The 18237-nt window shown below is 70.6% G+C and carries 16 protein-coding genes and 1 riboswitch; of the genes, 3 read left to right on the top strand and 13 right to left on the bottom strand.

The window, feature by feature from the left end; all coding sequences use genetic code 11:
- Window positions 1-103 precede the first annotated feature (103 nt).
- Entirely contained in the window at window positions 104-895 is a 792-nt protein-coding gene (locus tag ABZ318_RS33500) for a CPBP family intramembrane glutamic endopeptidase (protein WP_356906217.1), read from the bottom strand.
- A 120-nt stretch (window positions 896-1015) separates the two neighbouring features.
- Window positions 1016-2515 (bottom strand): glutamate--cysteine ligase, encoded by a 1500-nt coding sequence (locus tag ABZ318_RS33505; protein ID WP_356906207.1) that lies wholly within the window; start codon window positions 2513-2515, stop codon window positions 1016-1018.
- Between the two features lie 480 nt (window positions 2516-2995).
- Between ABZ318_RS33505 and ABZ318_RS33510 the strand changes: the two genes are divergently transcribed.
- Window positions 2996-3586, top strand: a complete 591-nt coding sequence (locus ABZ318_RS33510) for a hypothetical protein (protein ID WP_356906208.1) — start codon at window positions 2996-2998, stop codon at window positions 3584-3586.
- 332 nt (window positions 3587-3918) lie between these two features.
- Window positions 3919-4125, top strand: a complete 207-nt coding sequence (locus tag ABZ318_RS33515) for a DUF5999 family protein (RefSeq protein ID WP_017238438.1) — start codon at window positions 3919-3921, stop codon at window positions 4123-4125.
- 86 nt (window positions 4126-4211) lie between these two features.
- On the opposite strand, the gene gcvP is transcribed toward ABZ318_RS33515, so the two are convergent.
- The gene (gene gcvP / locus ABZ318_RS33520) at window positions 4212-7097 is read right to left on the bottom strand and encodes an aminomethyl-transferring glycine dehydrogenase (protein WP_356906209.1); all 2886 of its coding nucleotides are present in this window, start codon (window positions 7095-7097) and stop codon (window positions 4212-4214) included.
- A 179-nt stretch (window positions 7098-7276) separates the two neighbouring features.
- Window positions 7277-7376: riboswitch (glycine riboswitch) on the bottom strand.
- A gap of 113 nt (window positions 7377-7489) precedes the next feature.
- Here gcvP and ABZ318_RS33525 point away from each other — a divergent pair.
- Window positions 7490-7864, top strand: a complete 375-nt coding sequence (locus ABZ318_RS33525) for a PRC-barrel domain-containing protein (RefSeq protein ID WP_356906210.1) — start codon at window positions 7490-7492, stop codon at window positions 7862-7864.
- A gap of 48 nt (window positions 7865-7912) precedes the next feature.
- On the opposite strand, the gene ABZ318_RS33530 is transcribed toward ABZ318_RS33525, so the two are convergent.
- From ABZ318_RS33530 to ABZ318_RS33575, 10 genes are all read right to left on the bottom strand, one after another.
- A complete protein-coding gene (locus tag ABZ318_RS33530; RefSeq protein ID WP_356906211.1) occupies window positions 7913-9265 on the bottom strand; it encodes a DNA polymerase IV in 1353 nt (450 codons plus the stop codon).
- Between the two features lie 100 nt (window positions 9266-9365).
- Window positions 9366-9983 carry a MerR family transcriptional regulator gene (locus ABZ318_RS33535; RefSeq protein WP_356906212.1) on the bottom strand — a complete coding sequence of 206 codons (618 nt, stop codon included), beginning with the start codon at window positions 9981-9983 and terminating at the stop codon, window positions 9366-9368.
- Between the two features lie 192 nt (window positions 9984-10175).
- A complete protein-coding gene (locus ABZ318_RS33540; RefSeq protein WP_030686418.1) occupies window positions 10176-10649 on the bottom strand; it encodes a bifunctional nuclease family protein in 474 nt (157 codons plus the stop codon).
- 65 nt (window positions 10650-10714) lie between these two features.
- A complete protein-coding gene (locus tag ABZ318_RS33545; RefSeq protein ID WP_356906213.1) occupies window positions 10715-11461 on the bottom strand; it encodes a MerR family transcriptional regulator in 747 nt (248 codons plus the stop codon).
- A gap of 30 nt (window positions 11462-11491) precedes the next feature.
- Window positions 11492-12433: an FHA domain-containing protein gene (locus ABZ318_RS33550; protein ID WP_356906218.1), complete on the bottom strand. Its 942-nt coding sequence runs from the start codon at window positions 12431-12433 to the stop codon at window positions 11492-11494.
- 81 nt (window positions 12434-12514) lie between these two features.
- Window positions 12515-13471 (bottom strand): DUF881 domain-containing protein, encoded by a 957-nt coding sequence (locus ABZ318_RS33555; RefSeq protein WP_356906214.1) that lies wholly within the window; start codon window positions 13469-13471, stop codon window positions 12515-12517.
- Complete coding sequence (locus tag ABZ318_RS33560; RefSeq protein ID WP_015032176.1) at window positions 13468-13800, bottom strand: small basic family protein; 333 nt, start codon at window positions 13798-13800, stop codon at window positions 13468-13470. The genes ABZ318_RS33555 and ABZ318_RS33560 overlap by 4 nt, the downstream gene beginning before the upstream one ends.
- The gene (locus tag ABZ318_RS33565) at window positions 13797-14726 is read right to left on the bottom strand and encodes a DUF881 domain-containing protein (RefSeq protein WP_356906215.1); all 930 of its coding nucleotides are present in this window, start codon (window positions 14724-14726) and stop codon (window positions 13797-13799) included. Before ABZ318_RS33565 ends, ABZ318_RS33560 begins: the two co-directional genes overlap by 4 nt.
- A 100-nt stretch (window positions 14727-14826) precedes the next feature.
- Window positions 14827-17322 (bottom strand): mannose-1-phosphate guanyltransferase, encoded by a 2496-nt coding sequence (locus ABZ318_RS33570; RefSeq protein ID WP_356906216.1) that lies wholly within the window; start codon window positions 17320-17322, stop codon window positions 14827-14829.
- A 119-nt stretch (window positions 17323-17441) separates the two neighbouring features.
- Window positions 17442-18050 (bottom strand): CDP-alcohol phosphatidyltransferase family protein, encoded by a 609-nt coding sequence (locus ABZ318_RS33575; protein WP_030686439.1) that lies wholly within the window; start codon window positions 18048-18050, stop codon window positions 17442-17444.
- Between the last annotated feature and the right edge of the window lie 187 nt (window positions 18051-18237).

An 18237-nucleotide genomic window follows, 5' to 3' on the forward strand; every position in this document is an offset into this window, starting at 1 on the left:
GCCGTCGAGCGCGAGGCCTTCCGCGGTGGTGGTGCCGGGCCAGGCGTTGCGGCCCAGCATCCGGGCGACCCAGGGGGAGCGGGGGCCCCTCTTCCGCGTCCGGTCACGCGGTGGGCAGCCAGTCCACCTTCCCGGCGAGCAGGCCGTACCCGACGAAGGCCACGATGTCGAGCAGCGCGTGCGCCACGACCAGCGGTCCGACCCGCCCCCAGCGGCGGTACAGCAGCACGAAGACCACGCCCATCACCACGTTGCCGAGGAAGCCGCCGACCCCCTGGTAGAGGTGGTACGAGCCGCGCAGCACCGAACTCGCCACCAGCGCGGCCATCGGCGTCCACCCCAACTGGCCCAGTCTCCGCAGCAGATAGCCGACGACGACGACCTCCTCCAGGACGGAGTTCTGGATCGCCGAGAGGATGAGCACGGGGTACTTCCACCACACGTCGGGCAGCGACTCGGGCACCACCGTCAGGTTGAACCCGGACGACCGCGCCGCCAGGTAGAAGGCGAGGCCCGCGCTCCCGATCCCGGCCGCGACCAGTGCCCCGCGCCCGAGGTCGGACCACGGCCGGGTCCGGTCGAAGCCGATGGCCCGCAGTCCCCGTGTCCCTGCTCCTTCCCGCATCAGCAGGTGGGCGACGAGCACGACCGGCACGAGCGCCGTGGCGATGTCGAAGAGCTGCCAGGACAGGTCGAGCCAGGGCCGCCCGGGGGCGTACGAGCCGTTGAGCTTCGCCGCCTGGTCCTTCAGCGCCCCCGGCCTGGTCAGCGAGCCGACGAAGCTGATGAGCGAGGACACCCCGCTCGCCCCGAGCGAGAGCGCGAGGACGATGAGCGTCTCGGAGCGCAGCACGCGGCGCGGCAGGCCTTCGGGGGGCGGGGAAGCGTCCCTCAGTCGTTGCTCCGACACCACACCTGTCTCCACTTCCCGTCGCGGGGGCGCACGCCGTTCCGGTGGTCCCGGACGTCCGGGACCACCTTGACATGATCACCCATGCTCCCGACGGGTGCGGGGTCAGTCGATCCCCACCGGCCAGGTGTGCACCGGTTCGCCCGCGAGCATGAGCGTCCGGTACCGCCGGGTGGTCGCCGCGAGGGCGGCCTCCCTGTCGAGGCCCGACTCCAGGGCCCGGTGGAAGGTGTCGGCCTGCCACGAGGCGCCGTTGACCCGCCGCAGACAGCGCTGCTCGATCACCCCGAGGTAGAAGTCGCGGTCCGCCGGCTCGATGTGCCAGGCGTCGAGCCCCGCCGCGGCGAGCGGCAGCAGCTCGTCGAGGACGAGCCGTACGGCCGGGAGGGTCGCGATGCCGCCGGCGCGTCCCGAGCGGGGCCAGCGCAGCTCCGCCTCGATGCCGTGGCGGCAGGCGGTGTCGAAGTTGGCCTCGGCGTCCTGGAAGGTCATGCGCTTCCACACCGGCCGGGGATCGTCGGCGAGCGAGCGGACGAGTCCGTAGTAGAAGGCCGCGTTCGCGATCACGTCGGTGACGGTCGGGCCCGCCGGCAGCACCCGGTTCTCGACGCGCAGGTGCGGGACCCCGTCGACCCAGCCGTACACGGGCCTGTTCCAGCGGTAGACGGTGCCGTTGTGCAGGACCAGTTCCTGGAGGCGCGGGACCCCGCCCCGGTCGAGGACGAGCAGCGGGTCCTCCTCGTCGCAGAGCGGCAGCAGGGCGGGGAAGTAGCGGACGTTCTCCTCGAAGAGGTCGTACACCGAGTCCACCCAGCGCTCCCCGAACCAGGTGCGGGGCCGTACCCCCTGGGACTGCAGTTCGGGCGGGCGGGTGTCGGTGGCCTGGGTGAAGAGCGGTGGCCGGGACTCGCGCCACAGCTCGCGGCCGAAGACGAAGGGCGCGTTGGCGCCGAGGGCGATCTGGACGCCGGACACGGCCTGGGCGGCGTTCCACACGGGGGCGAAGCGGGCGGGCGTCACCTGGAGGTGCAGCTGCACCGAGGTGCAGGCCGCCTCGGGCACGATCGACTCCGAGGTGCACAGCAGGCGTTCGACGCCGTGGATGTCGAGGGTGAAGTCCTCGCCGCGAGCGGCGAGGATCTGGTCGTTGAGAAGGGTGTAGCGGTCGTTGTCCGAGAGGTTCTCGGGGACCAGGTCGTGCTGGGTGAGCGTGGGCAGTATGCCGATCATGACGACGCCCGCGTCGAGTTCCGCCGCCTTGCGGTCGGCGTATCCGATGCCGGTTCCGATCTCTTCCGCGAGCCGGTCGAATACGCGCCCGTCGAGCTGGTGGGGCGCGATGTTCACTTCGAGGTTGAACATTCCGAGTTCGGTCTGGAAATCGGTGCTGGCGATCTTTTCGAGAACCGGGCCGTTGAGCATCCTGGGCAGCCCGTCGGCACCGGCGAGATTGAGTTCGATCTCCACGCCCATGAGATTGCGGGGCCGGTCGAACCTCTTCTCCGCGAGGAGTCGCGCGAGCCCCGCGAGACACTGCTGGAGCTTCCTCCGGTACTGCTGCCGGTCGGACGGGCCGAACCCGTCGGCCACGACCTTCTCCCCCATCGAAGCGTCCCTCCCCGAGTGGGCAGCCGCCACGACGGCCGCGCGTCACGGACGATGATGCCCACCCCACTGATCCACAACGCCTGCGGAACCGGCCTGTCGAAGGATAGGCTGGACCGAGCACTCCACCGGCACATCCCGAAGGCATGGAACGTGCGACATATACCAATGTCGTATTTACCGGAGACCCCGGGTCGGAATTCAGCCGTCCACCTTCGCGAGGAATACGCAGGTGGGAGCGGTATCGTCCTCGTGATTCCGCTTCAACTCCCGACGATTACGGCCTGATGACGCCTTGTCAGGAATATCCACGAGGTCTAGCGGAAACACTGTGTGAACACGTGTCGTATAAACTCCGCGGACGAGGCAGAGTGTTGGCGCCCGGCCATGGCCCCATGGCCCTCCTCTGGCCCCGCCGCCGACAGCGCCGTCGTACCTGCCCACGCATCACCGTGTCTCCTGAGTGAGAGGCGACCCACCATGCTCCGACCCTCCCCGGCCCCCGCGCCGGCCCTCCGCAGTGTCCTCGCGGCCCTCGGCTCACCGACCGCCGTCCGCGAGCCGCGAACTCCCGCACTGCGGGCCGCACAGGGACCGCTGAGCCCCGAACACGCCCTGCCCGTGCACGTCCTCGACGTCGCCGGAGCATCGGGGCTCGCACCCCGCATCCGGCTCGCCGGCTGGCGCTTCCTGATCCGGAGCGGGGACCGGGCGATCGCCGCCGCGGACACCATGCTCACCGCCGACGGCTGGGCCTTCTCCCACTTCTTCGAAGGCCCGTACGTCTCCGCCACGGAACGGGCCCTGCTCCAGGCAGAGGCCCTGCCCGTCACGTACCAACCGAGGCTGCTCTCCGTGCCGGAGCTCTACATGCTGACCCTCTGGCTGCACTCCGGCCCCGAGACGGACGGCACCGCCGACACCCCGGCCGCCGCCGACCTGATGGTGCCCCTGGCCCCCGCACCCCCGGGGATCGCGGCCCACCGCCCGTACCAGGTGTCCGATCTCCTGCCCGTGATCAGTACGCGTCTCGCGCCGCCGCCCCTCCTGGGGTCGCCGGCGCCCGCCTGAGCCGGCACACGCGCGTCCCCGCCCCGTGACCCGGCCGGGTCACGGGGCGCACTCCTGTCCGAGCCATACGCCCGAACGCGCTGCCCGAACGCCCCTCCCGTACGGACTAGCCCGCTCGGACCACCCCGAACCACCCGAAGAGACGGTGCAGTTGACCTGAACCGCCCCTGCGGGTGATGCGTCTTCCCAGGAGAGGACGAGCTGTCGCGAAATACCTGCGGAAGACCGTCCGTGGGGCAAGACTGGGACCGGAACCGAACCGACCGACGGGGGCGGCCATGAGCGCGCAGAGCCGCAGGACATCCACCACGACGCAGCGAAAGAACCCACCCATGTGCCAGCATCAGCCTGCCTGTCCCACCGCCGACTCCGCCGACAGGGAGGCGGCCCGACTGATGGCACACCACCCGGAGCAGGGCTGGAGCCTGCTGTGCAACGGCGTCCTGCTCTTCGAGGACACCGGAGAACTGCTGCCGGACGGGCAGATCATCGCCCCGCACCGGCCGCTGACCGCCGGACAGGTGACGACCGCCGCCTGAGAAGGGCGCGGGAGGACACCGTACGAGGAAGAGAACGCCGAGGGCCGGCCCGGAGGAGATCCTCCGAACCGGCCCTCGGCTCGTGCTCAGTTGTCGTACTCGTCCAGCGGCGGGCAGGAGCAGACCAGGTTCCGGTCGCCGAAGGCACCGTCGATGCGGCGCACCGGCGGCCAGTACTTGTCGGCGGCCGAGACACCGGCCGGGAAGACCGCCTCGTCGCGCGTGTACGGGTGGTTCCACTCGCCGCCCAGCGCGGCCGCGGTGTGCGGGGCGTTGTGCAGCGGGTTGTCGTCGGCGGGCCACTGGCCCGAGGCGACCTTCTCGATCTCGCCCCGGATCGCGATCATCGTGTCGCAGAAGCGGTCGAGCTCGGTCAGGTCCTCGGACTCGGTCGGCTCGATCATCAGCGTGCCGGCCACCGGGAAGGACATCGTCGGCGCGTGGAAGCCGTAGTCGATGAGGCGCTTCGCGATGTCGTCGACGCTGACGCCGGTGGCCTTGGCCAGCGGGCGGATGTCCACGATGCACTCGTGCGCGACCAGCCCGTTCGGACCGGTGTAGAGCACCGGGAAGTGCGGCTCCAGGCGCTTGGCGATGTAGTTCGCCGCGAGCACGGCGACCTGGGTGGCGCGCTTGAGGCCCTCACCGCCCATGAGGCGCACGTACGACCAGGAGATCGGCAGGATGCCGGCGGAGCCCCAGGGGGCGGCCGAGATCGGGCCGACGCCGGTCTCCGGGCCCGCGGTGGGCTGGAGCGGGTGGTTCGGCAGGTACGGGGCGAGGTGGGCGCGGACGCCGACCGGGCCGACGCCGGGGCCGCCGCCGCCGTGCGGGATGCAGAAGGTCTTGTGCAGGTTCAGGTGCGAGACGTCGCCGCCGAAGTGGCCCGGCTTGGCCAGACCCACCAGGGCGTTGAGGTTGGCACCGTCGACGTACACCTGACCGCCGGCCTCGTGGACCTCGGCGCAGATGTCGGCGACGTGCTCCTCGAACACACCGTGCGTGGACGGGTAGGTGATCATCAGCACGGACAGCTCGTCGCGGTACTGGGCGATCTTGGCGCGCAGGTCCTCGACGTCGATCTCGCCGTCGTCGGCGGTCTTGACGACGACGACCTTCATGCCGGCCATCACCGCGGAGGCGGCGTTGGTGCCGTGCGCGGAGGACGGGATGAGGCACACGGTGCGCTGCTCGTCGCCGTTGGCGCGGTGGTAGGCGCGCACGGCCAGGAGGCCGGCGAGCTCGCCCTGCGAGCCGGCGTTCGGCTGGATCGACACCTTGTCGTAGCCGGTGACCTCGGCGAGGCGCTCCTCCAGCTCGGTGATGAGCGTGACGTAGCCCTGCGCCTGCTCGACCGGGGCGAAGGGGTGCATCTGGCCGAACTCGGGCCAGGTCACCGGCTCCATCTCGGTGGTCGCGTTCAGCTTCATGGTGCAGGAGCCGAGCGGGATCATGCCGCGGTCGAGCGCGTAGTCGCGGTCCGCGAGCTTGCGCAGGTAGCGCAGCATCGAGGTCTCGGAGCGGTGCGCGTGGAAGACCGGGTGGGTCAGGTACGCGTCGGAGCGCAGCAGACCGGCGGGGAGGGTGTCCTCGGTGGCGGCGTCCAGGGCCTCGACGTCACCGTCGACACCGAAGGCGCCCCAGACGGCGGCGAGCTGCGCGCGGCCGGTGGTCTCGTCGCAGGAGACGTACACCAGGTCGGCGTCGGCGCGGTAGAGGTTCACACCGGCCTCGCGGGCGGCGGCGACGACCTCGTCGGCCTTGCCGGGCACGCGGACGGCGAGGGTGTCGAAGTAGGAGCCGTGCACGACCTCGACGCCGCCGGCGGTGAGGCCCGCGGCGAGGATGGCGGCGTACCGGTGGGTGCGCTCGGCGATCTGCTTCAGACCGTCCGGGCCGTGGTAGACGGCGTACATGCCGGCCATGACGGCGAGCAGCACCTGGGCCGTGCAGATGTTGCTGGTGGCCTTCTCGCGGCGGATGTGCTGCTCGCGGGTCTGCAGGGCCAGACGGTAGGCGCGGTTGCCGTCGGCGTCGACCGAGACGCCCACGAGACGGCCGGGGAGGGAGCGGGCGTGCTTGTCCTGGACGGCCATGTAGCCGGCGTGCGGACCGCCGAAGCCCATGGGGACGCCGAAGCGCTGCGTGGTGCCGACGGCGATGTCGGCGCCCAGCTCGCCCGGCGAGGTGAGCAGGGTGAGCGCGAGCAGGTCGGCGGCGACGGTGACGATCGCGCCGAGCTCGTGCGCGGCGTCGATCAGCGGCTTGATGTCGCGGACTGCACCGGAGGCGCCGGGGTACTGGAGGAGCACGCCGAAGACACCGCGCTCGGCGACCTCGGCGGGGATGCCCTCGCTCAGGTCGGCGACGACGACCTCGACGCCGGTCGGCTCGGCGCGGGTCTCGATGACGGCGATGGTCTGCGGCAGGGCGTCGGCGTCGACGAGGAAGACACCGTTCTTGACCTTGCCGACCCGGCGGGACAGCGCCATGGCCTCGGCGGCGGCGGTGCCCTCGTCGAGGAGGGAGGCGCCGGAGGTGGGCAGACCGGTCAGGTCGGCGACCATGGTCTGGAAGTTCAGCAGGGCCTCCAGGCGGCCCTGGGAGATCTCCGGCTGGTACGGCGTGTAGGCCGTGTACCAGGCCGGGTTCTCCATCACGTTCCGGAGGATGACCGGCGGGGTGAAGGTCCCGTAGTAGCCGAGGCCGATCATCGGGGCGAGGACCTGGTTGCGGTCGGCGAGCGTGCGCAGCTCGGCGAGGACCTCGGCCTCGGTGCGCGCGCCCGGCAGGCCCAGCGCCTCGGCGTTCTTGATCACGTCCGGCACCGCGGCGGCCGTGAGCTCGTCGAGCGAGCCGTAACCGACCTGGGCGAGCATCTTGGCCCGCGCCTCGGCGTCGGGCCCGATGTGCCGCTGCTCGAACGGGATGCCCTGTTCGAGCTCGGAGAGCGGAGTGCGGTTGGCGGTCATGTACGGAGGCCTCCTGGTCGTCACGACCTGCGAGGGGCACCACGGCGCGGGTACCCGGACGGCCTCCCCCTCTGTCATCTCAACCTGAGAGTTTCACCGGCACGCCTCGCGGCACGCCGGCTTTCACCGTCGGTGAGAGCGGAATGCCGTCGGACATCCGCTCTGCTTTCCAGAGTGACCTCGTCCGCGCGGTACAGGGGCCTGAGAGATTCCGGGGAGGATTTGCTCCTTCGGCGCCCACCGGAAGGTTTCTCCGGGGGACTCTCCCGCACGGGGTCGACAGCCACAACCAGCCTACCAGCGAGGTTGCGGCTTCCATCGCTCAAGTGGCCGACATCCCAGTTGTGCACTTTCGTAGGGGTGTAGAGCAGTTGCGACCAGTTGGAGGGACCGTGCAGACCGATATCGATCCGCGCAGCCTGATCGGCCGCAAGGCGTTCGACCGGAACGGGCACAAGATCGGAACCGTGGACGAGGTGTACCTGGACGACGCGACCGGCATCCCCGAATGGGCCGCGGTCCGCACGGGGCTGTTCAGCCGCGACGCCTTCGTCCCCCTGGAGCCGAGCTCCCTCCTCGACGACGGCCTCCACATCCCGTACGAGCGGGCGCTCATCAAGGACGCCCCCGACTTCGGCGTGGGCCGCCACCTCTCCCCCGAACAGGAGCTCCAGCTCTACCGCCACTACAGCCTCGCCCTGCCGGCCCCGCCCTCCGACGTCCCGGACAAGGACTTCGGCCGCCTGGCGGGCCAGGACGGCGCCTGACGGCTTCTGCGACCGGAGGGACGACCCGCACCGCCCGCCCGGTGCGGGTCAGGCCATCGTGGCCCCCCGCACCAGCGGCAACGGCTCCGACGGCTCCAGCTCGGGATCGTCCACTGAGAACGTCCGCACCCGCCCCGGCCCGGACCACGGCTCCTCGAACCGCACCGTGACCCGCCCGACCCCGCTCCCCTGGACCCAGCCGGCCCCGTGCACCGCGTGCCGCACGTCGTGCCCGGGCGCCCACCCCCGCTCGGCGGTCTCCGTCGCGGTGGAAGGCGCCGCCTCGGCCTCCTCGGACGCAGCCTCCTCCTCCGCCGGCCGCTCCGAGGCCTCCGCCTGGGCGAACAGATCCTCCTGCGTGTAGTCCGCGAGCCCGCTCACCCCCACTCCGAGGAGCCGCACGCCCCCCGTCGTGTCCACCGCCTCCAGGAGCCGCCCCGCCGCCTCCCGCACGACGGCCGGGTCGTCCGTCGGCCCCCGCAGCGTCTCGGACCGGGTGAGCGTCGAGAAGTCGTACCGCCGCACCTTCAGGACGATGGTCCGCCCCGAGTGCCCCGACGCCCGCAGCCGCCCCACGCACCGCTCCGCGAGCCGTTCCACCTCCAGCCGGATCCGCACCCGGTCGTGGAGGTCCACGTCGAAGGTGTCCTCGACCGACACCGACTTGGCGTCCCGCTCGGCCACCACGCGCCGATCGTCGTACCCCTGGGCCATCCGGTGCAGGGCGGCCCCGTGCGCCCGCCCCAGGAGCCGTACGAGCTCGTCCTCTCCCGCCTCCACGAGATCGGAGACGCTGGTCATCCCGGCGCGCCGCAGATGCTCCCCGGTGGCCGGCCCGACCCCGGGCAGGATCCGTACCGACCGCGGTCCGAGCAGCTCCCGCTCGGTCCCGGGCTCGATGAGGACGAGCCCGTCCGGCTTGGCCTCCTCGGAGGCGATCTTCGCGATCATCTTGGACCCGGCGAGCCCCACCGACCCGGTCAGCCCCGTCGTCGCGAGGATGTCCACCCGCAGCCGCTCCCCCGCCGCCCGGGCGCTCGCGCTGTCGTCGGCGACGCCGCCGGCCTCGAGGTCGACGAAGGCCTCGTCGAGGCTGAGGGGCTCGACGAGCGGGGAGAGCCCCCGGAGCAGCTCCATGACCTGCTCGCTGATCGAGCGGTAGAAGGCGAAGCGCGGCACGAGATAGGCCGCGTTCGGCGCGAGCCGCCGCGCCTGGCCCATCGGCATGGCCGAGTGCACCCCGAAGCGACGCGCCTCGTAGGAGGCGGTGGCGACCACGCCCCGCGGCCCGAGACCGCCGACGATCACGGGCTTTCCGCGCAGGCTGGGCTTCGACGCCTGCTCGGCGGCGGCGAAGAAGGCATCCATGTCGAGATGCAGGATCGTGGGCGCGGCTCTCACACGTCCGATGCTGCCTTACGCCACTGACAACGTCCCCGCGGAACGCCCGGGGCCCCGGACCGGCCCCTGTGAGCGGGGCCCACCCGGACCACGGACGCCCTCAGACCGCCCTGTCGCGCCGCCGTCGCGCCAGCTCGTCGCCGGGGTTGTGCCCGACCAGCGTCTCGCCGGTGTCGACGCGCTCCCCGTGGAGCTGCGAGAGCGCGGCCTCGACGTCGCGCCAGACCACCCCGACGGCGATGCCGAAGACGCCCTGCCCGCCCTGGAGGAGGTCGACGACCTCGTCGGGCGAGGAGCACTCGTAGACCGTGGCCCCGTCGCTCATGAGCGTCATCCGCTCCAGGTCCCGGAAACCCCGGGCACGCAGGTGCTGCACCGCGGCCCGGATGTTCTGGAGCGCCACCCCGGTGTCGAGGAAACGCTTGACGATCTTCAGCACGACGACGTCGCGGAAGCTGTACAGCCGCTGGGTCCCCGACCCGTACGCGGGCCGCACGCTCGGCTCCACGAGCCCGGTGCGCGCCCAGTAGTCCAGCTGGCGATAGGTGATCCCGGCGGCCGCGCAGGCCGTCGGTCCGCGGTAGCCGATCGCCGCGTCGGCGATGCCGTCACCGGTGTCCGCCCCGAAGTCGCCCACACTGCCGTGAAGCGGATACGGACCGCTCTCTCCGGACACGCGTCCGAGGGAGCTCCCTGCCGTACCGTCCGCGCTGCTCATCACGCCGACCCTCCGTCCTTGACCTGCCCACACGAAGGTAGGCAGTCACTTGGGGTGCGTCAACGATCGCCACACTCGGCACGCCGAGTGATAATCACCCTGAGAGTGGTTTCGCGTGTCCCTCTCCCGGGAAAGGCTACTCGAATGCCCTGACGGCACCCCGCGAACGGCTTCCGGTCGCACCGCCGCGTCTCACTGGCTGCTGCTTCCGAAATCCTCCGGTGAGATCTGGTCGAGGAACTCGCGGAACTTCTCCACCTCGTCCTCCTGCTCGTCCGGGATCGCGATGCCGGCGTCGTCCAGCACGCCGTCGCTGCCGAAGATCGGCGTCCCGGTCCGAAGGGCCAGCGCTATCGCGTCCGACGGCCGCGCGCTCACCTCGACGCCGCTGGCGAAGACCAGCTCGGCGTAGAAGACACCGTCGCGCAGATCCGTGATGCGGACCTCGGTGAGCTCCTGTCCCACGGCCTCCAGCACGTCCTTGAACAGGTCGTGCGTCAGCGGCCGCGGCGGGGCCATCCCCTGCTGGGCGAAGGCGATCGCGGTCGCCTCCCCCGGTCCGATCCAGATGGGGAGGTACCGATCGCCTCCCACTTCACGCAGGAGCACGATCGGCTGGTTGGAGGGCATTTCCACCCGGACACCCACAACGTCGAGCTCGTTCACACAGCAACCCTAGGACGTGCCCGACCGATTTGGATAGTCGGGCCCCCTCCGGACGCCCCACCGGGTCACTGGAGCCGGATCCCCAGGGCGCTCTGAACGAGGGCCGCGTGCAGCCGCACCGACTGCGCGGCGAGCTCCTTCGCGGTGGCCTCCGCATGGGCTCTGGTCTGCGGGTTACGGTGCCGGCGCAGCGGCGCGACCACCTGCTCGATCAGCCCGGCCTCCCGGTCGGCGGCCGCCTTGACGGCCCGCAGGTGCCGGGGTTCCAGACCGAATCTCCCCAGATCCGCGACAAGTCTGGCGACGGTGACGGCGTCGGCGTCGTAGCCGCCGCCCTCCGTCTCGGCGATCAGGCCGTACGACTCCCACTCGGCGAGCTCGGCCTCGGTCACCTCGGCGGCGGCAATCAGCTCGGCCCGTCCGAGCCGCGCGACGGTCGGCGCCTCCGCCTCGTCCTGCTCCCAGGCCCCTTCCAGCAGGTCCCGTCGGCGCCCGGGCGCCGGGAGCTTGATCTCCTCGCCCCGCGCGAGGGCGTCGAGGTGCTCACGGATGACCTTCAGCGGAAGGTAGTGGTCCCGCTGCATCCGCAGGATGCGGGCGAGCCGCTCCACGTCCTCCGGGCTGAACTTCCGGTATCCGGAGGCCGTCCGCCGGGGCTCGACCAGCCCCTCGGCCTCCAGGAACCGGATCTTGGAGATCGTCACTTCGGGAAATTCGTCGCGCAGCTGGTTCAGCACCGTGCCGATGCTGACCAGCCGGTCGCCCGCGGTGGCGGTGCCGGATCCGGCACCGCCCGTCGGTGTTCGCAGCATGGACCTTCCCTGAAGGGATTCCCCGAGGCGTCACACGCCTCGCTGGCTCGAGTAGAAGACCAGCCGGTACTTGCCGATCTGCACTTCGTCGCCGTTGGACAGGACGACCGAGTCGATCGGCTCACGGTTGACGTACGTGCCGTTGAGGCTGCCGACGTCGGCGACGGTGAAGCTGCCGTCCTGCGCCCGCCGGAACTCGACATGCCGCCGGGAGACCGTGAAGTCGTCCAGGAAGATGTCGCTCTGCGGGTGACGGCCGGCCGTCGTCAGCTCGCCGTCGAGCAGGAACCGGCTGCCCGAGTTCGGCCCCCGGCGCACCACGAGGAGCGCGGAACCCGAAGGCAGCGCCTCCACGGCCGCCAGCGCCTCGGGAGACAGCGACGGAAGGGCGGTCTGCCCGGTGACCTCCGCCTCGTACGCCTCGATCCCCGAGATGGAGATCGTGGACGTCGTCTCCGACGCGCGCTCGGCGGCGACCCCGCCCCGCAGCGGCGTACCGCAGTGGGAGCAGAAGCGGCTGTCCGCCGCGTTGCGGTGACCGCACCTCGTACACACCGGCATGGACGCATCCTCCTGCCGCGGCTGCCCCGCGGAGGTCTGTGTCGCGTACGGGTCGGGCGCAAACCCTCCACCCGTACTTGAGGTTGATGGTTCTCCGAAACCTATGCGGGCGGCCCCGGCGGGGTCAACAGAAGACGCGCCCCGTGTGCCCGGAATGTCACCGCCCCGACCCTCGACCTCGTCACGGAAGAGCGGGCGCTCGCCGCCCTGCTCCTCGCTCTGGGCGTGGCGCGGCGCGGCGTGCCTGGCGTTGCCGCCGTCCTCGCGTGCGCTCTTGCCGAACAACTTCGCAAACAACTTCACGGGCGATTCCCCTTGACCGAAACAGACCCGCCCGTGGGGCAGGACGAACCGAGATCCTTCACACCTGCCGACCCGGACACCTTCACAACGTCCGTATCCTCCGGACAGTTTCCACCACGCACCACCCTTGTGGTGCGCCGACCCCCCGCAACGTCATGCCCTTGTCGCGGGAACCCCCTCGTCCCCCTCTCACTGGGAGGACGACTGAGCGTAGTCAGGCCGCTTCGCGGGTCGCAAGGCGTCGACGACGATCTTCGCCGACCGCTCCACCGTGGCTGTGGCCTGCTCCTTCTCCAGGGTCTGCACGACACCGCCGGGGATGTTGAGCGCGGGCTCCAGATCCTCCGGCTTGCCGATGACCTTGAAGACGTACGGAGCGGTCACCTTCGTTCCATCGATCTGCATGTCGTCACCGCTACCGGTGAAATAACTGTCCGCGACGACCCGGACGCCGTTCACCTGGATCGCCTCGGCGCCCGCCGCACGCAGCTCCTGGATGGCGTCGAGCAGCATGTCCGACTCGACGGCCCCGGCGGGATCCCCCACCGTGAGGGTGATGCCCGGCCCCTCGGCGGCGACGGTGCCGGCCAGGATGCCGAGCTGCCGCTCCTTCTCCTGGGTCTGCTTGCGCGCCTCCTCGGCCTGGTCCGAGCTGGACTCCAGCTCGGAACGCTGCTTCTCCAGCCGGGCCTTCTCGTCCTCCAGGCGCTGCGTGCGGTCGTCGAGTTCGTCGAGGATCCGCACGAGGTCCTCCTGACGGGCCCCGCGCAGCGCGCTGTTCTCACTCGTCGAGGAGACCTGGATGGCCAGCCCCAGGCCGAGGACGAACAGCAGGAGGGCGACGACGAGTTGAGCCCGGGTCACCCGCGGCGGCCACAGGGCGGAGGCGAGCCTCCGCCGCCCGCTCGGCTCGGCGGCGGGCGACGCGGCCACGGCCGGCGGCCCCGCCACGACGGGCACGACGGGCACCTCGGGCGCCTCGGGCGCTCGGGCGTCCTCGCCCCGCTGCTCGGGCTTCGCGGTCTCGGGAGCCTCGGGCTTGCCGGCTTCGGGGGCCTCGGGCTTCTCGGGCCGCCCCGGGTTCTGGGGGTTCTGGGGGTTCTGGGGGTTCTCGGGGTTCTGAGGGTTCTCGCTCATCGGCCTCACGCCCGGAAGACGTGACGCCGGATGGCGGCCGCGTTGGAGAAGATGCGGATGCCGAGCACGACGACCACACCGGTCGACAGCTGCGCGCCCACGCCCAGCTTGTCGCCGAGGAAGACGATCAGCGCGGCCACGACCACGTTGGAGAGGAACGAGACCACGAAGACCTTGTCGACGAAGATCCCGTCCAGCATGGCCCGCAGGCCGCCGAAGACCGCGTCGAGGGCGGCGACCACGGCGATCGGAAGATAGGGCTCGACCACCGCCGGAACCTCGGGGCGGACCAACAGTCCGACCACGACTCCGACGATCAGGCCCAGTACGGCGATCACGATGTGCCCTTCCCTGTGTCGGCCGTGGCCCGACCGGAGGGCGTCGCCACCCCGGCCCCCCTCGGCTCTGCGGTACGTACGGTCAGGCTCGGCGCGGCCGGCAGGCGCACGTCGCCCTCGACCGAGATCCTGCTCCTGATCCCGAAGTTCTCCACCAGCGCGTGCAGATACTGCCCGTCGGCGCTGTCCTGGAACGCGGTGCTCAGCCGCTGCCCGTCCCCCACGGCGAGGACGGTGTACGGCGGCACCAGCGGCTTGTTGTCGACCAGTATCGCGTCACCGGCCGCCCGGATCGCGGACAGCGACGTCAGCCGCTGCCCGTTGATCGCGACCGCCTCGGCACCCGACTCCCACAGCCCGTTGATCACCCGCTGCATGTCCCGGTCGCGGACTCGGCCCGTGTCGGAGAAGCCCGTGCTCTCCCGCGGTCCGCCGCCACCAGTGTCGGTGCCCTTGGCGTCGTCGACGACGAGCCTCACCCCGGGGCCGTGCACCGGCGTCGCGCCCGACAGCAGGGCCACGAGCTCGGCCTGGTCCCCGCCGTGCTGCTGCAGGGCCTGCCGCTGGCGCTCCCCGACCTCGGCCCGGATCCGCTCGACGTCCTCCTCCAGCTGGTCGGCGGTGGACGTCTCCTTGTCGATCCGGTCGATCAGGTCCTGCCGCTCCTTGGCGACGACCGGCGCGGAGATCCGCGCCTCGGCCGCGCCCACGGTCACCACGACGGCGGCGAGCAGGAGACCCGCGGCGACGCCCAGTTTGGCCCGCAGGCTACGGGGCAGCCCACCGCCCTCGGCCGCTCGCCGGGCCGTCGCCTCGGCGTAGCCGTCGTCGAGCGCGTGGTCGATCACGTTGTTCAGCAGCGACATGGACGCGTCCGGACGCGGCGGCGACGATCCGGTGCTCCGAACGGGGGGCTGCTGCGACATGCCGCACATCGTCGCACGTCGCACGGCCTACCGCCGAATGGCCCCTCCGTACGGCCGGGAGGCGCCCCGTGGACACCTCCCGGCCGAACCGCCCGAACCGTCAGCGACCTGCGCTGTCGACCACCTCGGCCCACTCGTCGAGCAGGGCCTGCGCGGAGGCGTCGTCGGGCCCCTCCGCCCACAGATGGGTGACGGCCTCGGCGGGGTCGGGCAGCACCATCACCCACCGCCCGTCGGCCTCGACCACCCGGACTCCGTCGGTGGTGTCCACGGAGCGGCTGCCCGCCGCCTCCACCACCCGACGCATCACCAGACCCTTCACGGCCCACGGGGTCGCGATGTCCTTCTTCAGGACGTGCGCCCGCGGGATCCGGGCATCGATCTGGCTCAGCGTGAGCTGCGTCCGAGCCACGAGACCGATCAGCCGCACGAAGGCGGCGGCCCCGTCGAAGACGCTGCTGAACTCGGGCACGATGAACCCGCCGCGCCCGTCGCCGCCGAAGATCGTCGACTCCTCACGCCCGACCCGCGTGAGGTCGTCGGGCGAAGTGGTCGTCCACTCGACCTGGGTGCCGTGGTACGCGGCGACCTGCTCGGCGATCCGCGTGGTCGTCACCGGCAGCGCGACCCGACCGGACCGCCGCTCGGCCGCCACCAGGTCGAGCAGCACCAGGAGCGCCCGGTCGTCCTCGATGATCCGCCCGCGCTCGTCCACCAGCGAGAGCCGTTCGCCGACGGGGTCGAAGCGCACCCCGAACGCGGCGCGCGCCGAGGCCACGATCTCCCCGAGCCGTACGAGTCCGGCCCGTCGGCTCTCGGCCGACTCTGTGGGCCGGGACTCGTCGAGCCCGGGGTTGATCGTCAGCGAGTCGACCTGGAGCCGCCCGAGCAGACTGGGCAGTACGAGCCCGGCGCTGCCGTTGGAGGCGTCCACGACGACCTTCAGACCGGCTTCCGCGATCCCGGTGGTGTCGACGTTCCGCAGCAGCGAGCCGGTGTACGAGTCGAAGACGCTCGCCGGGAAGGAGAGGTCGCCGATCTCACCGGGGAAGGCCCGCCGGTACTCCTGGCGCGCGAACACCCGGTCGAGCTTCCGCTGCTGCGCCTGCGAGAGGTCCGCCCCGCGTTCGTCGAAGAACATGATGTCCACGGAGTCCGGCACGCCGGGCGAGGTTCTGATCATGATTCCGCCGGCGCTGCCGCGCGCGGTCTGCTGCCGCGCCACCGGCAGGGGCACGTTCTCCAGGTCCCGCACGTCGATGGCGCTGGCCTGCAGCGCGGAGATCACCGCCCGCTTCAGCGCCCGGGCGCCCCGGGAGTGGTCGCGCGCGGTGGTGACCGTCGACCCCTTCTTCAGGGTCGTGGCGTAGGCCCCGGCGAGCCGGACGGCCAGCTCCGGGGTGATCTCCACGTTGAGGATGCCGGAGACCCCGCGCGCCCCGAAGAGATGGGCCTGCCCTCGGGACTCCCAGATGACGGAGGTGTTGACGAAGGCGCCGGCCTCGATCGTCTTGAAGGGGTAGACGCGCACGTTCCCCTGCACGATCGATTCTTCGCCGACGAGGCACTCGTCGCCGATGACGGCGCCGTCCTCGATCCGGGCGGCCCGCATGATGTCGGTGTTCTTCCCGATCACACAGCCGCGCAGATTGCTCTGCTGCCCGAGGTAGACGTTGTCGTGGACGACCGCCTTGTGCAGGAACGCACCGCTCTTCACGACCACGTTCGAGCCGATGACCGTGTGCTCACGGATCTCGGCGCCCGCTTCGACCTTGGCGTAGTCGCCGATGTAGAGCGGTCCGCGGAGCTCGGCGTCGGGGTGCACCTCGGCGCCTTCGGCGACCCACACGCCCGGCGAGATCTCGAAGCCGTCGATGTCGACCTGGACCTTGCCCTCCAGGACGTCCGCCTGGGCCTTCACATAGCTCTCGTGGGTGCCGACGTCCTCCCAGTAGCCCTCGGCGACGTAGCCGAAGATCGGCTTGCCCTCCTTCATGAGCTGAGGGAAGACATCGCCCGACCAGTCCACCGGAACGTCGGCCTCGACGTAGTCGAAGACCTCGGGCTCCATCACGTAGATGCCCGTGTTCACGGTGTCCGAGAAGACCTGTCCCCAGGTGGGTTTCTCCAGGAAGCGCTCGACCTTGCCCTCTTCGTCGACGATCGTGATCCCGAATTCCAGTGGATTCGGCACCCGGGTCAGGCAAACCGTGACAAGGGCGCCCTTCTCCTTGTGGAAGGCGATGAGATCGGTGAGATCGAAATCGGTGAGTGCGTCACCCGAGATGACGAGGAAAGCGTCGTCCTTCAACGCTTCCTCGGCGTTCTTCACACTTCCCGCTGTACCGAGTGGCTTTTCCTCATTGGCATACGTGAGCTCCATGCCGAGCTCTTCTCCGTCACCGAAGTAGTTCCTGACCAGTGAGGCGAGAAACTGCACGGTGACGACGGTCTCGTTGAGACCGTGCCTCTTGAGCAGTCGTAGGACGTGCTCCATGATCGGCCGGTTCACTACCGGCAGAAGAGGCTTGGGCATGCTTGAGGTCATAGGGCGAAGGCGGGTTCCTTCGCCACCGGCCATCACGACGGCCTTCATGTCGGAAGCGTCCTCCTTGAAGAGACGACGGTCCTGCCGACTTCACCTGTCTGTACTCAGGGACCCCTCGGACGTCCTCGTTGTTGCCGGCGACGCTGCTCGACACAGGACAGACGGGCTCAATCGGCCGCGGTATCCGCCTTCACGAGTCGACGGACCTGGACCACGTAGAGGATCCCTGCCCACCAATACAGAGTTGTACCCCATCCGGCGAAGGCCCACCCGAAAACTTCAGCGAGTGACGAGAGCCAGCCCGTTCCGTCACTGAGAAGCAGCAGCGGGAACGCGTACATCAAGTTGAAAGTCGCAGCTTTGCCGAGGAAGTTCACCTGCGGCGGCGGGTAGCCGTGCCGGCGGAGGATTCCCACCATCACAAGCAGCATGGCCTCGCGCGCCAGGAGTGCGGCGGTCAGCCACAGCGGCAGGATCTCCCGCCAGGTGAGCCCCACGAGAGTGGACAGGATGTACAACCGGTCGGCGGCGGGATCGAGCAGCCGGCCGAGGCTACTGATCTGGTTCCAGCGCCGGGCGAGCTTCCCGTCGAGATAGTCGCTGACGCCGCTGAGCGCCAGAACGAGGAGCGCCCACCCGTCACTCTTGGGCCCGCCGAACTCCGGACGGAGAATCAGCCACAGAAACAGCGGCACGCCGACGAGGCGCGCCATGCTGAGAATGTTGGGGATGGTGAGGACCCGGTCGGTCTGAACGCGAGTCTCCTGGACCTCCACCCGGGGGCCTCCTGCTGGGACGGTGCCGACATTGCCCCCTGACCTTACCCTCAGCCACCACGCGGGGGCGCACAGGGTCCTCTCCGGTCCCGGAACGCAAAAATGCCTCAACCCCCGGACCAGGTCCGGGGGTTGAGGCTAAAAATTGTTCGGCGGTGTCCTACTCTCCCACAGGGTCCCCCCTGCA

Origin of the sequence: Streptomyces sp. NPDC006197 (genome assembly GCF_040613865.1) — a bacterium.
Classification (GTDB): Bacteria; Actinomycetota; Actinomycetes; order Streptomycetales; family Streptomycetaceae; genus Streptomyces.

Coding starts and splice junctions, on each gene's coding strand:
- ABZ318_RS33505 (WP_356906207.1), bottom strand. CDS start 2,515: ATGGGGGAGAAGGTCGTGGCCGACGGGTTCGGCCCGTCCGACCGGCAG.
- ABZ318_RS33510 (WP_356906208.1), top strand. CDS start 2,996: ATGCTCCGACCCTCCCCGGCCCCCGCGCCGGCCCTCCGCAGTGTCCTC.
- ABZ318_RS33515 (WP_017238438.1), top strand. CDS start 3,919: ATGTGCCAGCATCAGCCTGCCTGTCCCACCGCCGACTCCGCCGACAGG.
- gcvP (WP_356906209.1), bottom strand. CDS start 7,097: ATGACCGCCAACCGCACTCCGCTCTCCGAGCTCGAACAGGGCATCCCG.
- ABZ318_RS33535 (WP_356906212.1), bottom strand. CDS start 9,983: ATGAGCAGCGCGGACGGTACGGCAGGGAGCTCCCTCGGACGCGTGTCC.
- ABZ318_RS33545 (WP_356906213.1), bottom strand. CDS start 11,461: ATGCTGCGAACACCGACGGGCGGTGCCGGATCCGGCACCGCCACCGCG.
- ABZ318_RS33565 (WP_356906215.1), bottom strand. CDS start 14,726: ATGTCGCAGCAGCCCCCCGTTCGGAGCACCGGATCGTCGCCGCCGCGT.
- ABZ318_RS33570 (WP_356906216.1), bottom strand. CDS start 17,322: ATGAAGGCCGTCGTGATGGCCGGTGGCGAAGGAACCCGCCTTCGCCCT.